Source organism: Streptomyces sp. AM25, assembly GCF_058146165.1.
Genome location: NZ_JBKIWN010000004.1, coordinates 272,997 through 293,830 on the forward strand (window position 1 = coordinate 272,997; position 20,834 = coordinate 293,830).

The window sequence follows — 20,834 nt, forward strand, 5'->3', positions numbered from 1 at the left end:
ACAACCTGACGCAGTAGGTCCACACCCTGGACCGGCAGCCGGGGAACGGCCCGCGGCATGGGAGGATCGGGGGTGGCGGGCCGGGTTGCCGCGGCCCGTCGAGATCCGAGGCGTGAGCAAGAGGAGTCCCGTTGAGCAGGTTGCGCTGGCTGACCGCAGGAGAGTCGCACGGCCCCGCACTCGTGGCGACGCTGGAGGGCCTTCCCGCCGGCGTGCCGATCACCACCGACATGGTGGCGGACCACCTGGCCCGGCGGCGCCTCGGCTATGGACGCGGCGCGCGCATGAAGTTCGAGCGCGACGAGATCACCTTCCTCGGCGGCGTCCGGCACGGCCTCTCCCTCGGCTCCCCGGTCGCCGTCATGGTCGGCAACACCGAGTGGCCGAAGTGGGAGCAGGTCATGGCGGCCGACCCCGTCGACCCCGAGGAGCTCGCCGCCCTCGCCCGCAACGCGCCGCTCACCCGGCCCCGTCCGGGCCACGCGGACCTGGCGGGCATGCAGAAGTACGGCTTCGACGAGGCCCGGCCGGTCCTCGAGCGCGCCTCCGCCCGCGAGACGGCCGCCCGTGTCGCCCTCGGCGCCGTCGCCCGGTCCTTCCTGAAGGAGACCGCCGGCATCGAGATCGTCTCCCACGTCGTCGAACTCGCCGCCGCCAAGGCCCCGTACGGCGTGTACCCGAAGCCCTCGGACGTCGAGCGCCTCGACGCCGACCCGGTGCGCTGCCTGGACCCCGAGGCGAGCAAGGCGATGGTCGCCGAGATCGACCAGGCCCACAAGGACGGCGACACCCTCGGCGGCGTCGTCGAGGTCCTGGCCTACGGCGTGCCCGTCGGCCTGGGCTCGCACGTGCACTGGGACCGCCGCCTGGACGCCCGCCTGGCCTCCGCCCTGATGGGCATTCAGGCCATCAAGGGCGTCGAGCTCGGCGACGGCTTCGAGCTGGCGCGGGTGCCCGGCTCCCGGGCGCACGACGAGATCGTGCCCACCGAGGACGGCATCCGCCGCGCCACCGGCCGCTCCGGCGGCACCGAGGGCGGCCTGTCGACCGGCGAACTGCTGCGCGTGCGCGCCGCGATGAAGCCGATCGCGACCGTGCCGAAGGCGCTGGCCACCGTCGACGTGACCACCGGCGAGCCGGCCCAGGCGCACCACCAGCGCTCCGACGTCTGCGCGGTCCCCGCGGCCGGCATCGTCGCCGAGGCCATGGTGGCGCTGGTGCTCGCCGACGCGGTGGTGGAGAAGTTCGGCGGCGACAGCGTCGCCGAGACCCGTCGCAACGTCCGCGGCTACCTCGACAACCTGGCCGTCAAGTGACCCCCGCCGTCGTCCTGGTGGGCCCGCCGGGCGCCGGCAAGTCCACCGTCGGTGCCCTGCTCGCCGAGAAGCTGGGCACAGGCTACCGGGACACCGACGCCGACATCGAGCGGACGGCCGGCAAGACCGTCCCGGAGATCTTCATCGACGAGGGTGAGCCGCACTTCCGCGAGCTGGAGCGGCAGGCCGTGCGCACCGCCGTGGCCGAGCACCCCGGGGTGCTCGCCCTCGGCGGCGGCGCCGTCATGGACCCCGCCACCCGCGCCCTGCTCACCGGCCTGCCCGTGGTCTTCCTCGACGTCGAACTCGCCGACGCCGTGCACCGGGTGGGCCTGGACACCCCGCGCCCGCTGCTCGCCGTCAACCCGCGCAAGCGCTGGCGCGAGCTGATGGAACAGCGCCGACCCCTCTACACCGAGGTCGCCAGGGCCGTCGTGGCCACCGGCGGCCGGGCCCCCGCCGAGGTCGCCGACGCCGTGCTCGACGCGCTCGGCCTCCCCGCCGGCCCCACACCGGACATCACGCAGTGAGGAACCCATGACGGACGCCCCCACCCGCATCCAGGTCGCCGGCAGCGCGGGCACCGCGCCGTACGAGGTCCTGGTCGGGCAGCAGCTGCTGGGCGAGCTGCCCTCTCTCGTCGGCCCGGCCAAGCGGGTCGCGGTGCTGCACCCCGAGGCCCTCGCCGCGACCGGCGAGGCGCTGTGCGAGGATCTCGCGGCCCAGGGCTACGAGGCCATCGCCATCCAGGTGCCCAACGCGGAGGAGGCCAAGACCGCCGAGGTCGCGGCCTACTGCTGGAAGGCGCTGGGCCAGTCGAACTTCACCCGCACCGACGTGATCGTCGGCGTGGGCGGCGGCGCCACCACCGACCTGGCCGGCTTCGTCGCCGCCACCTGGCTGCGCGGGGTGCGCTGGATCGCCGTGCCCACCACGGTGCTGGGCATGGTCGACGCGGCCGTGGGCGGCAAGACCGGCATCAACACCGCCGAGGGCAAGAACCTCGTCGGCGCCTTCCACCCGCCGGCCGGGGTGCTGTGCGACCTGGCGGCGCTGGAGTCGCTGCCGGTCCACGACTACGTCAGCGGCCTCGCCGAGATCATCAAGGCGGGCTTCATCGCCGACCCGGCCATCCTGGACCTGATCGAGGCGGACCCCGAGGCGGCCCGCACCCCGCAGGGTGCGCACACGGCCGAGCTGATCGAGCGCGCCATCCGGGTCAAGGCGGAGGTCGTCTCCGGCGACCTCAAGGAGGCCGGCCGCCGCGAGATCCTCAACTACGGGCACACCCTCGCCCACGCGATCGAGAAGAACGAGCGCTACAACTGGCGGCACGGCGCGGCCGTCGCCGTCGGCATGGTCTTCGCGGCCGAACTGGGCCGCATCGCGGGCCGGCTGGACGACGCGACCGCCGACCGGCATCGTGCGGTGCTGCAGGCGGTGGGCCTGCCCGTCACCTACCGCGGCGACCAGTGGCCCAAGCTGCTGGAGACCATGAAGGTCGACAAGAAGACCCGCGGCGACCGGCTGCGCTTCATCGTCCTGGACGGCCTGGCCAAGCCGGCCGTGCTGGAGGCACCGGATCCGGCCATGCTGCTGGCCGCTCACGCGGAGATCGCCGCGTGAGCGCGCGCCGGGTCCTGGTGCTCAACGGCCCCAACCTCGGCCGTCTCGGCTCCCGGGAGCCCGACGTCTACGGGTCCACGTCCTACGCCGGGCTCGTGAAGGAGTGCACCGAACTGGGCGCCGAACTCGGCTTCGCCGTCGAGGTGCGGGAGACCAACGACGAGGGTGAGCTGATCCGCTGGCTGCACGAGGCCGCGGACGGCTCCGTCCCCGTCGTCATCAACCCCGGTGCGTTCACGCACTACTCGTACGCCATGCGCGACGCGGCCGCCCAGCGCACCGCGCCGCTCATCGAGGTGCACATCTCCAACCCGTACGCGCGCGAGGAGTTCCGGCACACCTCCGTCATCGCGGCGGTCGCCAGCGGCACCGTCGCGGGGTTCGGCATCGGCTCGTACCGGCTCGCGCTGCGGGCCCTCGCCGAGCAACCGGCCTGACCCGCGCGGCGCGTCGGGCACTCGGCGCCCGTCCCGGCCGTTGACCCCACTGCGGCCGGGCGGGCGGGCGCTCTCCGGTACTCTCCCGTCCGGCCGTGTTTGCGGCCCCTTCACAGGACTGGAGTGCCACCGGATGCAGCACGCAGTGGGAGTGCCGCTGCCGCCGCCCCACCCCCCGATGCCGCCGGGCCCCGCCCCGGCGCCCGGCTGGTCCGCGCCCGTGCCGCACCCGGCGGTGCCGCCGGGGCCGCCGCCGTCCCCGCCGTCCGACGGCCCGACCGGGCACTTCGCCCTCGCCCCCGGCCTGCCCGTGCCGCCGCCCGTCGACGCGGCGCACGCCGCCGTGGCGGTGCTGCTCATCGGCCCGGCCGGGGCGGGCAAGACGACGGTCGCCCGGCACTGGGCCGAGCACCGTGCCGTGCCCACCGCCCACATCAGCCTGGACGACGTGCGCGAGTGGGTCCGCTCGGGCTTCGCCGACCCGCAGTCCGGGTGGAACGACAGCTCCGAGGCGCAGTACCGCCTCGCCCGCCGCACCTGCGGCTTCGCCGCCCGCAACTTCCTCGCCAACGGCATCTCCTGCATCCTCGACGACGCCGTCTTCCCCGACTGGCCGGTCGTCGGCCTCGGCGGCTGGAAGCGGCACGTCGGCCCCGGCCTGCTGCCGGTCGTCCTGCTGCCGGGCCTGGACGTGGTCCTGGAGCGCAATGCCAAGCGCAGCGGCAACCGCCGCCTCGACGACGAGGAGGTCGCCCGGATCCACGGCCGCATGGCGGGCTGGTACGGCTCGGGGCTGCCGATCATCGACAACTCCCAGCAGGACGTCGCCACGACGGCCCGGCTGCTGGACGAGGCCGTGGGCCGCGCCCTGTCCGGCGCCGCCGGGCGCTGACCGCCGGGACCGCCCGGTCGGACGCGCTGAACCGGCCGGTCACCGCCGCCGAACCTACGCTCGGGACCATGTCCGAGGTCTACGCGGCACGCCGCGCGCAGCTGCGCGAGCGCTGTGCGGCGGGCGGCAGCGAGGCCGCCCTGGTGTCCGGCGGCGCCAACGTCCGGTATCTGTCGGGCGGCGCGCCGGCCGGTGCCGTCCTGCTCCTCGGCCCCGACGGCGACCTGCTGGTCTGCACGGCCGACCCGTACGCCGACGCCACCGGCCGCAGCCGGCCCGGCGAGGAGGTCCAGGTCGAGGTGCTGACCGCCCCCGAGGGCGACCCGGCCGTGGCCGCCGCGGAGCGGGCCGGTGCGGCGGGGGCCCGCTCGCTGGCCGTCGAGGAGCACCACCTGACCGTCAGCCGCCACCGCGCCCTGCGCTCCGTGGCGCCCGGGCTGCGGCTGGGCGACCTGGGCACGGCCGTGGAGCAGCAGCGGGTGGTCAAGGACGACGAGGAGATCTCCTGCCTGCGCATCGCCGCGGAGATCGCCGACCAGGCCCTGGGCGAGCTGCTGGAGTCGATACTGGTCGGGCGCACCGAGCGGCACCTGGCGCTGGAGCTGGAGCGCCGTCTGGTCGACCACGGCGCGGGCGGCCCGGCCTTCCCCACCTCGGTGGGGGCCGGGCCGAACTCCGGGCTCGCCGGGCACGTGCCCACCGACCGCCGGGTCGAGGAGGGCGATTTCCTCAGCGTCTGCCTGGGCGCCGACTACCGCGGCTACCGTAGCGAGATCGGCCGCACCTTCGTCATCGGCACCTCGCCCGCGGACTGGCAGATCGAGCTGTACGACCAGGTCTTCGCCGCCCAGCGCGCGGGCCGGGAGGCGCTGGCACCGGGCACGGCGTACCGCGACGTGGACCGGGCGGCACGTGTCGTACTGGAGGCGGCGGGCCTGGGGGAGCGCACCGGACCGAGGATGGGACACGGCGTGGGCCTGGAAAACGACGAGGACCCGCGGCTGGCGCCGTCGGCCATGGGTAAACTGGACGCTTGCGTGCCGGTCACCGTGGATCCGGGGGTTCACCTCCCCGGTCGGGGCGGCGTCCGGATCGATGACACGCTCGTCGTTCGCCCCGAGGCGGACGGCGGACCCGAGCTACTCACCATTACGACCAAAGAGCTGCTCGCGCTCTGACGGAGCGCATGGCACTTTCTGGTTCCACCAGCTGCAGTCCAGGAGATACCGCAACCGTGGCATCCACGAACGACCTCAAGAACGGCATGGTGCTCAAGCTCGACGGGGGCCAGCTCTGGTCCGTCGTCGAGTTCCAGCACGTCAAGCCCGGCAAGGGCCCCGCCTTCGTCCGTACGAAGCTGAAGAACGTGCTCTCCGGCAAGGTCGTCGACAAGACCTTCAACGCCGGCGTGAAGGTCGACACGGCCACCGTCGACCGCCGCGACATGCAGTTCTCCTACATGGACGGCGAGTACTTCGTCTTCATGGACATGGAGACCTACGACCAGCTCATGGTCGACCGCAAGTCCGTCGGCGACGCCGCCAACTTCCTGCTGGAGGGCTTCACCGCCACCGTCGCCACGCACGAGGGCGCGGTGCTCTACGTCGAGCTGCCGACCTCCGTCGAGCTCGTCATCCAGCACACCGAGCCCGGCGTCCAGGGCGACCGCTCCACCGGTGGCTCCAAGCCCGCCACCCTGGAGACCGGTTACGAGATCGCGGTCCCGCTCTTCATCACCACGGGCGAGAAGATCAAGGTCGACACGCGCTCCGGTGAATACCTCGGTCGGGTGAACAGCTAACCGTGGCCGCCCGCAGCAAGGCCCGTAAGCGTGCCTTCCAGATTCTCTTCGAGGCCGACCAGCGCGACAGCACCGCGCTCGCCGTCCTCGCGGACTGGGTCCGGCACTCCCGGTCCGACGACCGTCAGCCGCCGGTCAACGAGTACACGATGCAGCTGGTCGAGGGCTACGCGAACCATGTCGCGCGGATCGACGAGCTGATCGCCTCCTATTCGGTGGACTGGCCCCTGGACCGGATGCCGGTCGCCGACCGGAACATCCTGCGGCTCGGTGCGTACGAGCTGATCTGGGAGGACGAGACGCCGGACGCGGTGGCGATCGACGAGGCGGTGCAGCTCGCGAAGGAGTTCTCCACCGACGACTCGCCCGCGTTCGTCAACGGCCTCCTCGGCCGTTTCAAGGAGCTCAAGCCGAGCCTGCGCCGCGACGACGCGTAGCACGGGAACGGAAAACCGCCGGGGCGGGAGGAACCGAAAGGTTCCTCCCGCCCCGGCGGTACGTTTCTCCCTGAAATCGAAAGGATCAGACGTCCTCGTGCTGCACGGCGCGGCGGGCGTCCGCGTCGAGCACGCCCCAGCTGATGAGCTGCTCGGTGAGCACCGAGGGCGACTGGTCGTAGATCACGGCAAGGGTGCGCAGGTCGTCCTGGCGGATCGAGAGGACCTTGCCGTTGTAATCGCCGCGCTGGCTCTGGATGGTGGCGGCGTAGCGCTGCAGCGGGCCGGCCTTCTCGGCCGGGACGTGGGCGAGCCGCTCCAGGTCCAGGACCAGCTTCGGCGGGGGCTCGGCGGCACCGCCGGGCGTGGTGCCCGGCAGCAGCTCCTGCACGGGCACACCGTAGAAGTCGGCCAGCTCGGCCAGGCGCTGCACGGTCACGGCGCGGTCGCCGCGCTCGTACGAGCCCACCACGACGGCCTTCCAGCGACCCTGGGACTTCTCCTCGACGCCGTGGAGGGAGAGGCCCTGCTGGGTGCGGATGGCGCGGAGCTTGGCCCCGAGCTGTTTGGCGTATTCGCTGGACATAAAGCTCCCCGGACGCTGTATGACGTGCGGCTGCCGCCGCGTGTCTGGTAACTCACTGTGAGGTTACGCAGCGTAATCTCACTTCGTCAAGCCGAATGGTCCCCCGGCTGGGCCGTCGGTGGTCGCGGCCCGTGCCCGCCGCGGGGCCTGATACGGTGAACAGGTAAATCCGACGTCCTTTAATGTCCGTCCCGTGAGGCGGAGAAGGAGGTCCGTTTCATGGACGCAGTCATTCCTGCGCCGGAACCCGCGCGTGCGGTGCTCGAAGCACCGGACATCGCCCGGGTCCTGACGCGCATCGCCCACGAGATCGACGAGCGCGCCAAGGGCGCCGACGACGTGGTGCTCCTCGGCATTCCCACGCGAGGCGTCTTCCTCGCCGACCGCCTGGCGGCCAAGCTGGAGCAGATCACCGGCAGGACGATGCCGGTCGGCTCCCTCGACATCACCATGTACCGCGACGACCTGCGGATGCGTCCCGCCCGGGCGCTGGCCCGCACGGAGATCCCCGGCGAGGGCATCGACGGCCGCCTGGTGGTCCTCGTCGACGACGTGCTCTTCTCCGGCCGCACCATCCGTGCCGCCCTCGACGCGCTGAACGACATCGGGCGCCCGCGCGCCGTCCAGCTCGCGGTCCTCGTCGACCGCGGCCACCGCGAACTTCCCATCCGTGCCGACTACGTCGGCAAGAACCTCCCCACGTCGCTGCGGGAGACGGTCAAGGTCCAGCTCACCGAGGAGGACGGCCGCGACAGCGTGCTCCTCGGCACGCGCGCGACCGCACCGGCCGACGGGCAGTAACGACCCCTCGGCGGACCCGGCCTGCCCGGGACCGCGTGGTCGCACGCCCGCACCTCACCCCCGCATACCTCCTCAACAACGGAGAAAACCGGATGAAGCGCCACCTCATCTCGGCCGCCGACCTCTCCCGCGACGACGCCGTCCTGATCCTCGACACCGCCGAGGAGATGGCGCGCGTCGCCGACCGGCCGATCAAGAAGCTGCCCACCCTGCGCGGCCGCACCGTCGTCAACCTCTTCTTCGAGGACTCGACCCGGACCCGCATCTCCTTCGAGGCCGCCGCCAAGCGGCTCTCGGCCGACGTCATCAACTTCTCGGCCAAGGGCTCCTCGGTCTCCAAGGGCGAGTCCCTCAAGGACACCGCCCTGACCCTGGAGGCCATGGGCGCCGACGCCGTCGTCATCCGCCACCACGCCTCCGGCGCCCCCTACCGGCTCGCCAACTCCGGCTGGATCGACGGAGCCGTCGTCAACGCCGGCGACGGCACCCACGAGCACCCCACCCAGGCTCTGCTGGACGCCTTCACCGTGCGCCGCCGCCTGGTCGGCCCCGACACCGGTCTCGGCAAGGACCTGTCCGGGCGGCGCATCACGATCGTCGGCGACGTGCTGCACAGCCGGGTCGCCCGCTCCAACGTCCACCTGCTGACCACGCTGGGCGCCGAGGTCACCCTCGTCGCACCGCCCACCCTGGTGCCCGTCGGCGTCGAGAGCTGGCCGTGCGAGGTCTCCTACGACCTCGACCAGGTGCTGCCGAAGTCCGACGCCGTGATGATGCTGCGGGTCCAGCGCGAGCGCATGAACGCCGCGTTCTTCCCGACCGAGCGCGAGTACGCCCGGCGCTACGGCCTGGACGCCGACCGCATGGCGAAGATGCCCGAGCACGCCGTCGTGATGCACCCCGGCCCGATGAACCGCGGCATGGAGATCACCGCCGAGGTCGCCGACTCCGTCCGCTGCACGGCCGTCGAGCAGGTCGCCAACGGCGTCTCGACCCGGATGGCCGTCCTCTACCTGCTGCTCGGCGGCTCCGAGCCCGCCGTCGCCACGCACAACGCCCGCACCGAGGAGAACAAGTAATGTCCAAGATCCTGATCCGCGGTGCGAAGGTCCTCGGCGGCGCGCCGCAGGACGTCCTCATCGACGGCGAGACCATCGCCGAGGTGGGCACCGGCCTGAGCACCGAGGGCGCCCAGGTGATCGAGGCCGAGGGCAGGGTCCTGCTGCCCGGCCTGGTCGACCTGCACACCCACCTGCGCGAGCCCGGCCGCGAGGACTCCGAGACCGTCCTGACCGGCACCCGCGCCGCCGCGAGCGGCGGCTACACCGCCGTCTTCGCCATGGCCAACACCTTCCCCGTCGCCGACACCGCCGGCGTCGTCGAGCAGGTCTGGCGGCTGGGCAAGGAGCACGGCTACTGCGACGTGCAGCCCATCGGCGCCGTCACCGTCGGCCTGGAGGGCAAGCAGCTCGCCGAGCTGGGCGCCATGCACGACTCCGCCGCCGGGGTCACCGTCTTCTCCGACGACGGCAAGTGCGTCGACGACGCCGTGATCATGCGCCGCGCGCTGGAGTACGTGAAGGCCTTCGGCGGCGTCGTCGCCCAGCACGCCCAGGAGCCGCGGCTCACCGAGGGCGCCCAGATGAACGAGGGCGTCGTCTCCGCCGAACTGGGCCTGGGCGGCTGGCCGGCCGTCGCCGAGGAGTCGGTCATCGCCCGCGACGTCCTGCTCGCCGAGCACGTCGGCTCCCGGGTGCACATCTGCCACCTGTCCACGGCCGGTTCGGTCGAGATCGTCCGCTGGGCCAAGTCCCGCGGCATCGACGTCACCGCCGAGGTCACCCCGCACCACCTGCTGCTCACCGACGAGCTGGTGCGCTCGTACAACCCGGTCTACAAGGTGAACCCGCCGCTGCGCACCGAGCGCGACGTGCTGGCCCTGCGCGAGGCGCTGGCCGACGGCACGATCGACATCGTGGCCACCGACCACGCCCCGCACCCGCACGAGGACAAGGACTGCGAGTGGGCCGCGGCGGCCATGGGCATGGTGGGCCTGGAGACGGCCCTGTCCGTCGTCCAGCACACGATGGTCGAGACCGGGCTGCTGGACTGGGCCGGGGTCGCCGAGCGGATGTCCTTCAAGCCCGCCCGCATCGGCAGCCTCGCCGGTCAGGGCCGCCCCGTCGCCCCCGGGGAGCCCGCCAACCTCACGCTGGTGGATTCCGCTTACCGTGGTGTCGTGGACCCCGCAGGCTTCGCCTCCCGCAGCCGCAACACCCCGTACGAGGGCCGCGAGCTGCCGGGTCGCGTCACCCACACCTTCCTGCGGGGCCGGGCAACGGTCGTGGACGGGAAGCTGGCGTGACACCTGCACTGATCAATCTGGCGGCCGAGGAGAAGTCCCAGGCCGTCACGGACTGGGCCGCACGGATCGGCTGGGTCGTGGGACTTCTGCTCTTCATCGCACTGCTCTACTGGCTGATGCGCGAGGGCTGGAAGTGGCGCGGCACGCTCCAGGGCGATCTGCCCGAGCTGCCGGCCGTCCCCGCGGACACCGGCGCGGGCACGCTCACGATGACCGGGCGCTACCACGGCTCGACCACCGCCGGGCAGTGGCTCGACCGCATCGTCGCGCACGGCCTGGGCACCCGCAGCCGGGCGGAACTCACCCTGACGGACCAAGGCGTCCGGGTCCTCCGGCCCGGGGCGCAGGACTTCTTCATCCCCGTCGCCGCCCTGCGCGGCGCCCGCCTCGACAAGGGCATCGCGGGCAAGGTCCTCACCGAGGGCGGCCTGCTCGTGATCACTTGGCAGCACGGTGACAAGGCGATCGACTCGGGCTTCCGCTCCGACTCGGCCGCCGAGCACGCGGCCTGGGTCGAGGCCCTCACCTCCATGACCCCCACCACCACGAACAACAGCACGACGGAAGGCGCACGATGACGACCTCCAGCAGGGGAGCCGCCAGGGTTCCCGCCGTACTCGTCCTGGAGGACGGCCGTACCTTCCGCGGCCGTGCCTACGGGGCCCACGGGGTCACCTTCGGCGAGGCGGTCTTCTCCACCGGCATGACCGGCTACCAGGAGACCCTGACCGACCCCTCCTACCACCGCCAGGTGGTCGTCATGACCGCCCCGCACGTCGGCAACACCGGCGTCAACGACGAGGACCCCGAGTCCGCCCGCATCTGGGTGGCCGGCTACGTGGTCCGCGACCCCGCCCGCGTCTCCTCCAACTGGCGCGCCCAGCGCTCGCTGGAGGAGGAGCTGCGCCACCAGGGCATCGTCGGCATCAGCGGCATCGACACCCGCGCCCTCACCCGCCACCTGCGCGAGCGCGGCGCCATGCGCGTCGGCATCTTCTCCGGCAACGCCCTGCCCGACGAGGGCACCATGCTCACCGAGGTGCGCCAGGCCCCCGAGATGAAGGGCGCCGACCTCTCCGCCGAGGTCGCCACCAAGGAGGCGTACGTCGTCCCGGCGATCGGCGAGAGGAGGTTCACCGTCGCCGCGATCGACCTCGGCATCAAGGGCATGACCCCGCACCGGATGGCCGAGCGCGGCATCGAGGTGCACGTCCTGCCCGCCACGGCGACCGCCGAGGACGTCTACGCCGTGAACCCGGACGGCGTGTTCTTCTCCAACGGCCCGGGCGACCCGGCCACCGCCGACGGCCCCGTCGCCGTGATGCGCGAGGTCCTCTCCAGGAAGACCCCGCTCTTCGGCATCTGCTTCGGCAACCAGATCCTCGGCCGCGCCCTCGGCTTCGGCACCTACAAGCTGAAGTACGGCCACCGCGGCATCAACCAGCCCGTGCAGGACCGCACGACCGGCAAGGTCGAGGTCACCGCGCACAACCACGGCTTCGCCGTCGACGCCCCGCTCGACAGGGCGACCGACACCCCCTACGGCCGCGTCGAGGTCTCCCACGTCTGCCTCAACGACAACGTGGTCGAAGGTCTCCAGCTGCTCGACCAGCCGGCCTTCAGCGTCCAGTACCACCCCGAGGCAGCCGCAGGACCGCACGACGCCGCGTACCTGTTCGACCGCTTCGTCTCCCTGATGGAGGGCCAGCGTGCCTAAGCGCACCGACATCCAGTCCGTTCTGGTCATCGGCTCCGGCCCGATCGTCATCGGCCAGGCCGCGGAGTTCGACTACTCCGGCACCCAGGCCTGCCGCGTCCTGAAGGCCGAAGGCCTGCGGGTGATCCTGGTCAACTCCAACCCGGCCACGATCATGACCGACCCGGAGATCGCCGACGCCACCTACGTCGAGCCGATCACCCCGGAGTTCGTCGAGAAGATCATCGCCAAGGAGCGCCCCGACGCGCTCCTGCCCACCCTCGGCGGCCAGACCGCGCTCAACACCGCGATCTCGATGCACGAGAACGGCGTGCTGGAGAAGTACGGCGTCGAGCTGATCGGCGCCAACGTCGAGGCCATCCACAAGGGCGAGGACCGCGACCTGTTCAAGGGCGTCGTCGAGGCCGTCAACGCCAAGATCGGGTACGGCGAGTCCGCCCGCTCGGTCATCTGCCACACCATGGACGAGGTCCTCGCGGGCGTCGAGACGCTCGGCGGCTACCCCGTCGTCGTCCGCCCGTCCTTCACCATGGGCGGCGCCGGCTCCGGCTTCGCGCACGACGAGGAGAAGCTGCGCCGCATCGCCGGCCAGGGCCTCACGCTCTCCCCGACCACCGAGGTGCTCCTGGAGGAGTCCATCCTCGGCTGGAAGGAGTACGAGCTGGAGCTGATGCGCGACAAGCACGACAACGTCGTGGTCGTCTGCTCCATCGAGAACTTCGACCCGATGGGCGTGCACACCGGCGACTCGATCACCGTGGCCCCGGCCATGACGCTGACCGACCGCGAGTACCAGATCCTGCGGGACGTCGGCATCGCGATCATCCGCGAGGTCGGCGTCGACACCGGCGGCTGCAACATCCAGTTCGCGGTCAACCCCGAGGACGGCCGGGTCATCGTCATCGAGATGAACCCGCGCGTCTCGCGCTCGTCCGCGCTGGCCTCCAAGGCGACCGGCTTCCCGATCGCGAAGATCGCCGCCCGGCTGGCCGTGGGCTACACGCTGGACGAGGTCCCGAACGACATCACGGAGAAGACCCCGGCCTCCTTCGAGCCCACGCTCGACTATGTCGTGGTCAAGGCCCCGCGCTTCGCGTTCGAGAAGTTCCCCTCCGCGGACGCCACCCTCACCACCACCATGAAGTCGGTGGGCGAGGCCATGGCCATCGGCCGCAACTTCACCGAGGCGCTGCAGAAGGCGCTGCGCTCGCTGGAGAAGAAGGGCTCGCAGTTCGACTTCGTGAGCGAGCCCGGCGACAAGGCCGCGCTGCTGGAGAAGGCCGCGGTGCCCACCGACGGCCGGATCAACACCGTCATGGACGCCATCCGCGCCGGGGCGACCCCGCAGGAGGTCTTCGCGTCCACGAAGATCGACCCGTGGTTCGTGGACCAGCTCTTCCTCGTCCACGAGACCGCCGAGGAGCTGCGCGCGGCCGAGCGCCTGGACCCGGAGCTGCTGGCCGAGGCCAAGCGGCACGGCTTCTCCGACGCCCAGATCGCCGCGGTCCGCGGCCTGACCGAGGACGTCGTGCGCGAGGTCCGGCACTCCCTCGGGGTGCGCCCGGTCTACAAGACCGTCGACACCTGCGCCGCCGAATTCGCCGCGAAGACCCCGTACTTCTACTCCTCCTACGACGAGGAGAGCGAGGTCGCGCCGCGCACCAAGCCCGCGGTGATCATCCTGGGCTCCGGCCCGAACCGCATCGGCCAGGGCATCGAGTTCGACTACTCCTGCGTCCACGCCTCCTTCGCCCTGAGCGACGCCGGTTACGAGACCGTGATGGTCAACTGCAACCCGGAGACCGTCTCCACCGACTACGACACCTCCGACCGGCTCTACTTCGAGCCGCTCACCCTGGAGGACGTGCTGGAGATCGTCCACGCCGAGCAGCAGGCCGGCCCGGTCGCGGGCGTGGTCGTCCAGCTCGGCGGCCAGACGCCGCTGGGCCTGTCCCAGGCGCTGAAGGACAACGGCGTCCCGGTCGTGGGCACCTCGCCCGAGGCCATCCACGCCGCCGAGGACCGCGGCGCCTTCGGCCGGGTCCTCGCCGAGGCCGGCCTGCCCGCCCCCAAGCACGGCACGGCCACCACGTTCGCGGATGCGAAGGCCATTGCCGACGAGATCGGCTACCCGGTCCTGGTCCGTCCGTCGTACGTGCTCGGCGGCCGCGGGATGGAGATCGTCTACGACGAGGCGCGCCTGGAGGCGTACATCGCCGAGTCGACCGAGATCTCCCCGACCCGTCCGGTCCTGGTGGACCGTTTCCTCGACGACGCCATCGAGATCGACGTCGACGCGCTCTACGACGGCCACGAGCTCTACCTCGGCGGCGTCATGGAGCACATCGAGGAGGCCGGCATCCACTCCGGCGACTCCGCCTGCGCGCTGCCCCCGATCACCCTCGGCGGCTTCGACATCAAGCGCCTGCGGGCCTCGACGGAGGCCATCGCCAAGGGCGTCGGCGTGCGCGGCCTGATCAACATCCAGTTCGCCATGGCCGGGGACATCCTCTACGTGCTGGAGGCCAACCCGCGCGCCTCCCGCACCGTGCCCTTCACCTCGAAGGCCACCGCGGTACCGCTGGCCAAGGCCGCCGCCCGGATCTCCCTCGGCGCCACGATCGCCGAGCTGCGCGCCGAGGGCATGCTGCCCAAGGAGGGCGACGGCGGCACGCTGCCGCTGGACGCGCCGATCTCCGTCAAGGAGGCCGTGATGCCCTGGAGCCGCTTCCGCGACATCCACGGCCGCGGCGTGGACACCGTCCTCGGCCCGGAGATGCGCTCGACCGGCGAGGTCATGGGCATCGACACCGTCTTCGGCACCGCCTACGCCAAGTCGCAGGCCGGCGCGTACGGCGCGCTGCCCACCAAGGGCCGCGCGTTCGTCTCGGTGGCCAACCGGGACAAGCGCTCGATGATCTTCCCGGCGCGCGAGCTGGTCGCCCACGGCTTCGAGCTGCTGGCCACCTCCGGCACGGCCGAGGTGCTCAAGCGCAACGGCATCAACGCCACCGTGGTGCGCAAGCAGAGCGAGGGCGAGGGTCCCAACGGCGAGAAGACGATCGTCCAGCTGATCCACGACGGCCAGGTCGACCTGATCGTCAACACCCCCTACGGGACCGGCGGCCGGCTCGACGGCTACGAGATCCGCACCGCCGCGGTCGCCCGCGCGGTGCCGTGCCTGACCACGGTCCAGGCCCTCGCGGCCGCCGTCCAGGGCATCGAGGCGCTCACCCGCGGCGACGTGGGCGTGCGCTCCCTGCAGGAACACGCGGAGCATCTGACCGCCGCCCGCGAGGCGTGAGGTGACGGAGGGGGACACCGGGAAGGTGTCCCCCTCCGCCGCGAGTGTCCCGACCCGCCCCGCCCTCGCCCGGAAGGCCTGGAATGTACCGCCTGTTCTTCGACCTGATCTTCAAGCGTATGGACCCCGAGAAGGCCCACCACCTGGCCTTCGGCTGGATCCGGCTGCTCGCCCGCATCCCCGTCCTGCGCACCTTCGCCGCAGCCGTCCTCGCCCCCCGCCACAAGGCGCTGCGCACCGAGGCGTTCGGCCTGCGGATGCACGGCCCCTTCGGCCTGGCCGCCGGCTTCGACAAGAACGCCGTCGCCATCGACGGCATGAGCATGCTCGGCTTCGACCACGTCGAGATCGGCACCGTCACCGCTCAGCCGCAGCCCGGAAACCCCAGGAAGCGGCTCTTCCGTCTCGTCGCGGACCGCGCGCTGATCAACCGCATGGGCTTCAACAACGACGGCTCGGCGGCCGTCGCGGAGCGTCTCGCCATGCGGAATCCGGTCTTCAGGACCACGGTCGGCGTCAACATCGGCAAGACCAAGGTGGTGCCGGAGGCGGAGGCCGTCGCCGACTACGTCACCTCCACCGAGCGCCTCGCTGCGCACGCCGACTACCTCGTCGTCAACGTCTCCTCCCCGAACACACCCGGCCTGCGCAACCTCCAGGCCGTCGACCACCTGCGCCCGCTGCTCGCCGCGGTGCGCGAGGCCGCCGACCGCACGGTGACCGGGCGCCGGGTCCCGCTGCTGGTCAAGATCGCCCCCGACCTCGCCGACGAGGACGTCGACGCCGTCGCCGACCTGGCCGTCGAGCTCGGCCTGGACGGCATCATCGCCACCAACACCACCATCGCCCGCGACGGCCTCGGGCTGCGCACCCCCAAGCGCACCGTCGAGGCCATCGGCGCGGGCGGCCTGTCGGGCGCCCCGCTGAAGGACCGCTCGCTGGAGGTCCTGCGCCGCCTGTACGCCCGTGTGGGCGACCGGATCACCCTGGTCGGTGTCGGGGGCATCGAGACCGCCGACGACGCCTGGGAGCGCATCCTGGCGGGCGCCACGCTGGTCCAGGGCTACAGCGCCTTCATCTACGAGGGCCCGTTCTGGTGCCGCCGCATCCACCGCGGCCTCGCCGAGCGCCTCGCCGCCAGCCCGTACGCCACCCTCGCCGACGCGATCGGCGCCGAGCACCGGAAGGTGACCGCATGACCCGCCCGTCGCCCGGCCACCACCCCTCATCGAGGCCCTCCGGGCCGCAGCGATCTTCCCTGCCGCCCTTCGGCGCGCGGCTGCGCCGTGCCATGGACGAGCGCGGCCCGCTCTGCGTCGGCATCGACCCGCACGCCTCGCTGCTCGCCGACTGGGGGCTGTCCGACGACATCGCCGGCCTGGAGCGCTTCACGCACACCGTCGTGGAGGCGCTGGCCGACCGGGTCGCCGTGCTCAAGCCGCAGTCCGCGTTCTTCGAGCGGTTCGGCTCCCGCGGCCTCGCCGTCCTCGAACGCGCCGTCACCGACGCCCGGGCCGCCGGCACCCTGGTGCTGATGGACGCCAAGCGCGGCGACATCGGCTCCACCATGGCCGCGTACGCCGCGACCTACCTCGACCCGTCCTCGCCGCTGTTCTCGGACGCCGTGACCGTCAGCCCCTACCTCGGCTACGGCTCGCTGCGCCCGGCGCTGGACCTGGCGCGCGAGAGCGGCACCGGCGTCTTCGTGCTCGCCCTGACCTCCAACCCGGAGGGCGCCGAGGTGCAGCACGCCGTGCGCGCCGACGGTGCGACGGTCGCGGCCACCATGCTGGGCCACCTGCGCGCCGAGAACGCCGCCGAGGCCGCCGCCGGGGCCATGGGCTCGTACGGCGCGGTCGTCGGCGCCACGCTGAGCGGCTCGCTCGGTGCGGCCGGTGCCACACCCCTGTCGTTCTCGGACGCCGGACAGGCTTTGGCCATCGGCGGGCCGCTGCTGGCCCCGGGGATCGGTGCCCAGGGCGCGACCGCCGCCGATCTCCCGAAGGTCTTCGGCGCGGCCGTGCGCGACGTCGTCCCGAACGTCAGCCGAGGTGTCCTGCGTCACGGTCCGGACGTCGCCGCACTGCGCGAGAGTGCCGCGCGGTTCGCCGGAGAGGTGCAGGAAGCGGTCGCGGCGAGCGGTCCGGCGGCGCATTAACGCCGAATTTGTTGGTTGTTATGTCCGGAAAAGTCCTGGTCGACGGAGTCTGACCAGGACTTTTCGCTTGTTCTCGCTGACTGGAGCGGGATCGGCCGCTAGTCTCCGACGAGAGCGAACGTGCAAGCGCGTTGCTCGTTGCTCCCCAGGTGTGGGCCGACTAGGTTCCTCACCGGTCCGTATCCGACAGTTCGACATCCGAGGTGACGTAGGCGTGGCTCTTCCGCCCCTTACCCCTGAACAGCGCGCAGCCGCGCTCGAAAAGGCCGCCGCGGCTCGCCGGGAGCGGGCCGAGGTCAAGAATCGACTCAAGCACTCCGGCGCCTCGCTGCACGAGGTCATCGAGCAGGGCCAGAAGAACGATGTGATCGGCAAGATGAAGGTGAGCGCCCTCCTGGAGAGCCTCCCCGGCGTCGGCAAGGTCCGTGCCAAGCAGATCATGGAGCGACTGGGGATCTCCGAGAGCCGCCGGGTGCGCGGTCTCGGCTCCAACCAGATCGCGTCCCTGGAGCGTGAGTTCGGGGGCACGGCCGCCTGACGTTCCCAGGCACTCCCGGGAACCGGGATAATCGCTGCATGAGTACTGCAGTCTCCCGGGGGACGTCCCCCGTTCCCCCGGCCAGACAACCGCGGCTGACCGTGCTCTCCGGCCCCTCCGGGGTCGGCAAGAGCACGGTTGTCGCCCATATGCGCAAGGCCCACCCCGAGGTGTGGCTCTCGGTGTCCTGCACCACCCGCAAGCCGCGCCCCGGCGAGCGGGAGGGGGTCCAGTACTTCTTCGTGGACGACGAGCAGTTCGACAAGCTCATCGCCAACGGCGAGCTGCTGGAGTGGGCCGAGTTCGCGGGCAACCGCTACGGCACCCCGCGCCAGGCGGTCCTGGACCACCTGGAGGCGGGCGTTCCGGTGCTGCTGGAGATCGACCTCCAGGGTGCCCGGCAGGTCCGCGAGACCATGCCGGAGGCCCGGCTGGTCTTCCTGGCACCGCCGAGCTGGGAGGAGCTGGTCCGCCGGCTCACCGGCCGGGGCACCGAGTCGCCCGAGGTGATCGAGCGCCGCCTGGAGGCCGCCCGCGTCGAGCTGGCGGCGGAGTCGGAGTTCGACACCACGCTGGTCAACACCTCGGTCGAGGGCGTTGCGCGCGAACTGCTAGCCTTGCTGCGCTGAACATCTTTCTTCACCCCCCTTCGGAAGGCAGAGAGTGTCCTCTTCCATCACCGCGCCCGAGGGCATCATCAACCCGCCGATTGATGAGCTGCTCGAAGCAACCGACTCGAAGTACAGCCTCGTGATCTACGCCGCCAAGCGCGCGCGCCAGATCAACGCGTACTACTCGCAGCTCGGCGAGGGCCTGCTGGAGTACGTCGGCCCGCTGGTGGACACCCACGTCCACGAGAAGCCGCTCTCCATCGCGCTCCGCGAGATCAACGCGGGTCTGCTGACCTCCGAGGCCATCGAGGCCCCGGCGGCGTAAGCGGCGTCTTTTTTCTTCCACCAAGGGCCCGGCAGCACGGCTGCCGGGCCCTTGGTGTGTCATAGAGCTTGTAGGAAACGAGAGCGCGGGGAGCAGCCGGCAATGGACAAGCCGAAGGTCGTCCTGGGGGTCAGCGGCGGGATCGCCGCCTACAAGGCGTGTGAGCTGCTGCGGCGGCTGACGGAGTCCGGACACGACGTACGGGTGGTGCCGACGGCGTCCGCACTGCACTTCGTGGGCGAGGCGACCTGGTCCGCGCTGTCCGGCCACCCGGCCGCCACCCAGGTGTGGGAGAGCGTGCACGAGGTGCCGCACGTGCGCATCGGGCAGGAGGCGCAGCTCGTCGTCGTGGCCCCCGCCACGGCGGACATGCTGGCGAAGGCTGCGCACGGGCTCGCCGACGACCTGCTGACGAACACCCTGCTCACCGCCCGCTGCCCGGTCGTCTTCGCGCCCGCGATGCACACCGAGATGTGGGAGAACCCGGCCACCCAGGAGAACGTGGCGACCCTGCGCCGCCGCGGCGCGGTTGTCATCGAGCCGGCCGTCGGCCGGCTGACCGGCGTGGACACCGGCAAGGGCCGGCTGCCCGACCCCGAGGAGATCTTCGAGGTCTGCCGCCGGGTGCTGGCCCGCGGCCCGCAGGCCCCGGACCTCGCGGGCCGGCACGTGGTGATCAGCGCGGGCGGCACCCGCGAGCCGCTCGACCCCGTGCGCTACCTCGGCAACCGCTCCTCGGGCCGCCAGGGCTACGCCCTGGCCCGGACCGCGGTGGCCCGTGGTGCCCGGGTGACGCTCGTCGCGGCGAACAGCTCCCTGCCGGACCCGGCCGGGGCCGACGTGGTCCACGTCGGCACGGCTGTTCAACTGCGCGAGGCCGTGATCAAGGCCGCGGCCGACGCCGACGCCGTGGTCATGGCGGCCGCCGTCGCCGACTTCCGGCCGGCGCAGTACGCCGCGGGCAAGATCAAGAAGCGGGACGGGCAGGACCCCGAGCCCGTCGCCCTCGTCCGCAACCCCGACGTCCTCGCCGAGCTCTCCGCCGACCGCGCCCGCCCCGGCCAGGTCGTCGTCGGCTTCGCCGCGGAGACGGACGACGTGCTGGCCAACGGCCGCGCCAAGCTGGCGCGCAAGGGCTGTGACCTGCTGATTGTCAACGAGGTGGGGGAGCGCAAGACCTTCGGATCGGCGGAGAACGAGGCCGTCGTGCTGGCCCCCGACGGCTCCGAGACCCCCGTCCCGCACGGCCCGAAGGAGGCCCTCGCGGACGTCCTCTGGGACCTCGTCGCCCGCCGTCTCGGCTGACCGGCCCGGCGGACTCCTACCCTCCGGTTTCCCTTGCGCCGCTTGGGACTCCGGAGGCGAGTGTCGCAGGTCACGCAGGTGCCGATGCGAGACGGGATGCCCGAAGCACGAGAACGCCGGATAAACTGGCAACGGATCCGAGTCGAGCGCAGCTCTCGGCCGGGTCCGTCAATGATCAGCCAGCAGCCGCTGCAACCCCAGGGAGCGATGTGTCCCGCCGCCTGTTCACTTCGGAGTCCGTGACCGAGGGTCACCCCGACAAGATCGCTGACCAGATCAGCGACACCATCCTCGACGCCCTCCTCCGGGAGGACCCGACGTCCCGGGTCGCCGTCGAGACGCTGATCACCACCGGTCTGGTGCATGTTGCCGGTGAGGTCACGACCAAGGCCTATGCGCCGATCGCGCAGTTGGTGCGCGAGAAGATCCTGGAGATCGGTTACGACTCGTCCAAGAAGGGCTTCGACGGCGCTTCGTGTGGCGTCTCGGTGTCGATCGGCTCGCAGTCTCCGGACATTGCTCAGGGTGTCGACACTGCGTACGAGTCGCGGGTGGAGGGTGATGAGGATGAGCTGGACAAGCAGGGTGCGGGCGACCAGGGCCTGATGTTCGGCT

General features: G+C 71.8%; 22 protein-coding genes. 21 read left to right on the forward strand and 1 reads right to left on the reverse strand.

From position 1 onward, the window contains the following. The first annotated feature begins 131 nt into the window (after nt 1-131). From aroC to nusB, 8 genes are all read left to right on the forward strand, one after another. Nucleotides 132-1,316 (forward strand): chorismate synthase, encoded by a 1,185-nt coding sequence (gene aroC, locus ACLHRZ_RS07415; RefSeq protein ID WP_490417461.1) that lies wholly within the window; start codon nt 132-134, stop codon nt 1,314-1,316. After that, nucleotides 1,313-1,846: a shikimate kinase gene (locus tag ACLHRZ_RS07420; protein ID WP_490417462.1), complete on the forward strand. Its 534-nt coding sequence runs from the start codon at nt 1,313-1,315 to the stop codon at nt 1,844-1,846. The genes aroC and ACLHRZ_RS07420 overlap by 4 nt, the downstream gene beginning before the upstream one ends. Nucleotides 1,847-1,853: 7 nt before the next feature. Then, a complete protein-coding gene (aroB, locus tag ACLHRZ_RS07425; RefSeq protein WP_490417463.1) occupies nt 1,854-2,942 on the forward strand; it encodes a 3-dehydroquinate synthase in 1,089 nt (362 codons plus the stop codon). After that, a complete protein-coding gene (gene aroQ, locus ACLHRZ_RS07430; protein ID WP_490417464.1) occupies nt 2,939-3,379 on the forward strand; it encodes a type II 3-dehydroquinate dehydratase in 441 nt (146 codons plus the stop codon). The genes aroB and aroQ overlap by 4 nt, the downstream gene beginning before the upstream one ends. Before the next feature lie 133 nt (nt 3,380-3,512). Further along, complete coding sequence (locus ACLHRZ_RS07435; protein WP_490417465.1) at nt 3,513-4,271, forward strand: AAA family ATPase; 759 nt, start codon at nt 3,513-3,515, stop codon at nt 4,269-4,271. 68 nt (nt 4,272-4,339) lie between these two features. After that, on the forward strand, nt 4,340-5,449 hold the full coding sequence (locus ACLHRZ_RS07440; RefSeq protein ID WP_490417466.1) for an aminopeptidase P family protein: 1,110 nt from the start codon (nt 4,340-4,342) through the stop codon (nt 5,447-5,449). Nucleotides 5,450-5,505: 56 nt separating this feature from the next. After that, nucleotides 5,506-6,072 (forward strand): elongation factor P, encoded by a 567-nt coding sequence (gene efp / locus ACLHRZ_RS07445; protein ID WP_490417467.1) that lies wholly within the window; start codon nt 5,506-5,508, stop codon nt 6,070-6,072. A gap of 2 nt (nt 6,073-6,074) precedes the next feature. Continuing rightward, complete coding sequence (gene nusB, locus ACLHRZ_RS07450; RefSeq protein ID WP_490417468.1) at nt 6,075-6,509, forward strand: transcription antitermination factor NusB; 435 nt, start codon at nt 6,075-6,077, stop codon at nt 6,507-6,509. A gap of 85 nt (nt 6,510-6,594) precedes the next feature. Here nusB and bldD read toward each other — a convergent pair whose 3' ends face one another. Then, on the reverse strand, nt 6,595-7,095 hold the full coding sequence (bldD, locus tag ACLHRZ_RS07455; RefSeq protein ID WP_171084876.1) for a transcriptional regulator BldD: 501 nt from the start codon (nt 7,093-7,095) through the stop codon (nt 6,595-6,597). Between the two features lie 219 nt (nt 7,096-7,314). On the opposite strand from bldD, the gene pyrR reads away from it, so the two are divergent. From pyrR to ACLHRZ_RS07520, 13 genes are all read left to right on the forward strand, one after another. Beyond that, a complete protein-coding gene (pyrR, locus tag ACLHRZ_RS07460; protein ID WP_490417469.1) occupies nt 7,315-7,896 on the forward strand; it encodes a bifunctional pyr operon transcriptional regulator/uracil phosphoribosyltransferase PyrR in 582 nt (193 codons plus the stop codon). A gap of 92 nt (nt 7,897-7,988) precedes the next feature. Continuing rightward, entirely contained in the window at nt 7,989-8,975 is a 987-nt protein-coding gene (locus ACLHRZ_RS07465) for an aspartate carbamoyltransferase catalytic subunit (RefSeq protein WP_490417470.1), read from the forward strand. Further along, nucleotides 8,975-10,261: a dihydroorotase gene (locus ACLHRZ_RS07470; protein ID WP_490417471.1), complete on the forward strand. Its 1,287-nt coding sequence runs from the start codon at nt 8,975-8,977 to the stop codon at nt 10,259-10,261. The genes ACLHRZ_RS07465 and ACLHRZ_RS07470 overlap by 1 nt, the downstream gene beginning before the upstream one ends. Continuing rightward, a complete protein-coding gene (locus ACLHRZ_RS07475; protein ID WP_490417472.1) occupies nt 10,258-10,839 on the forward strand; it encodes a PH-like domain-containing protein in 582 nt (193 codons plus the stop codon). The genes ACLHRZ_RS07470 and ACLHRZ_RS07475 overlap by 4 nt, the downstream gene beginning before the upstream one ends. After that, complete coding sequence (gene carA, locus ACLHRZ_RS07480) at nt 10,836-11,978, forward strand: glutamine-hydrolyzing carbamoyl-phosphate synthase small subunit (RefSeq protein ID WP_490417473.1); 1,143 nt, start codon at nt 10,836-10,838, stop codon at nt 11,976-11,978. Before ACLHRZ_RS07475 ends, carA begins: the two co-directional genes overlap by 4 nt. Further along, entirely contained in the window at nt 11,971-15,282 is a 3,312-nt protein-coding gene (gene carB / locus ACLHRZ_RS07485) for a carbamoyl-phosphate synthase large subunit (RefSeq protein ID WP_490417474.1), read from the forward strand. Before carA ends, carB begins: the two co-directional genes overlap by 8 nt. An 83-nt stretch (nt 15,283-15,365) precedes the next feature. Then, nucleotides 15,366-16,481, forward strand: coding sequence for a quinone-dependent dihydroorotate dehydrogenase (locus tag ACLHRZ_RS07490; RefSeq protein WP_490417475.1), 1,116 nt, complete (start codon nt 15,366-15,368; stop codon nt 16,479-16,481). 92 nt (nt 16,482-16,573) lie between these two features. Beyond that, nucleotides 16,574-17,440 (forward strand): orotidine-5'-phosphate decarboxylase, encoded by an 867-nt coding sequence (pyrF, locus tag ACLHRZ_RS07495; protein ID WP_490417492.1) that lies wholly within the window; start codon nt 16,574-16,576, stop codon nt 17,438-17,440. A 214-nt stretch (nt 17,441-17,654) separates the two neighbouring features. After that, the gene (locus tag ACLHRZ_RS07500; RefSeq protein WP_390779081.1) at nt 17,655-17,978 is read left to right on the forward strand and encodes an integration host factor; all 324 of its coding nucleotides are present in this window, start codon (nt 17,655-17,657) and stop codon (nt 17,976-17,978) included. A 38-nt stretch (nt 17,979-18,016) separates the two neighbouring features. After that, nucleotides 18,017-18,607, forward strand: coding sequence for a guanylate kinase (gmk, locus tag ACLHRZ_RS07505; RefSeq protein ID WP_490417476.1), 591 nt, complete (start codon nt 18,017-18,019; stop codon nt 18,605-18,607). A gap of 34 nt (nt 18,608-18,641) precedes the next feature. Beyond that, on the forward strand, nt 18,642-18,914 hold the full coding sequence (gene rpoZ / locus ACLHRZ_RS07510) for a DNA-directed RNA polymerase subunit omega (RefSeq protein ID WP_049718421.1): 273 nt from the start codon (nt 18,642-18,644) through the stop codon (nt 18,912-18,914). A 102-nt stretch (nt 18,915-19,016) separates the two neighbouring features. Next, on the forward strand, nt 19,017-20,219 hold the full coding sequence (gene coaBC / locus ACLHRZ_RS07515; protein ID WP_490417477.1) for a bifunctional phosphopantothenoylcysteine decarboxylase/phosphopantothenate--cysteine ligase CoaBC: 1,203 nt from the start codon (nt 19,017-19,019) through the stop codon (nt 20,217-20,219). A 209-nt stretch (nt 20,220-20,428) separates the two neighbouring features. Then, nucleotides 20,429-20,834, forward strand: a 406-nt coding sequence (locus ACLHRZ_RS07520) for an S-adenosylmethionine synthetase N-terminal domain-containing protein (RefSeq protein WP_490417478.1), incomplete at its 3' end; no start/stop codon positions are given.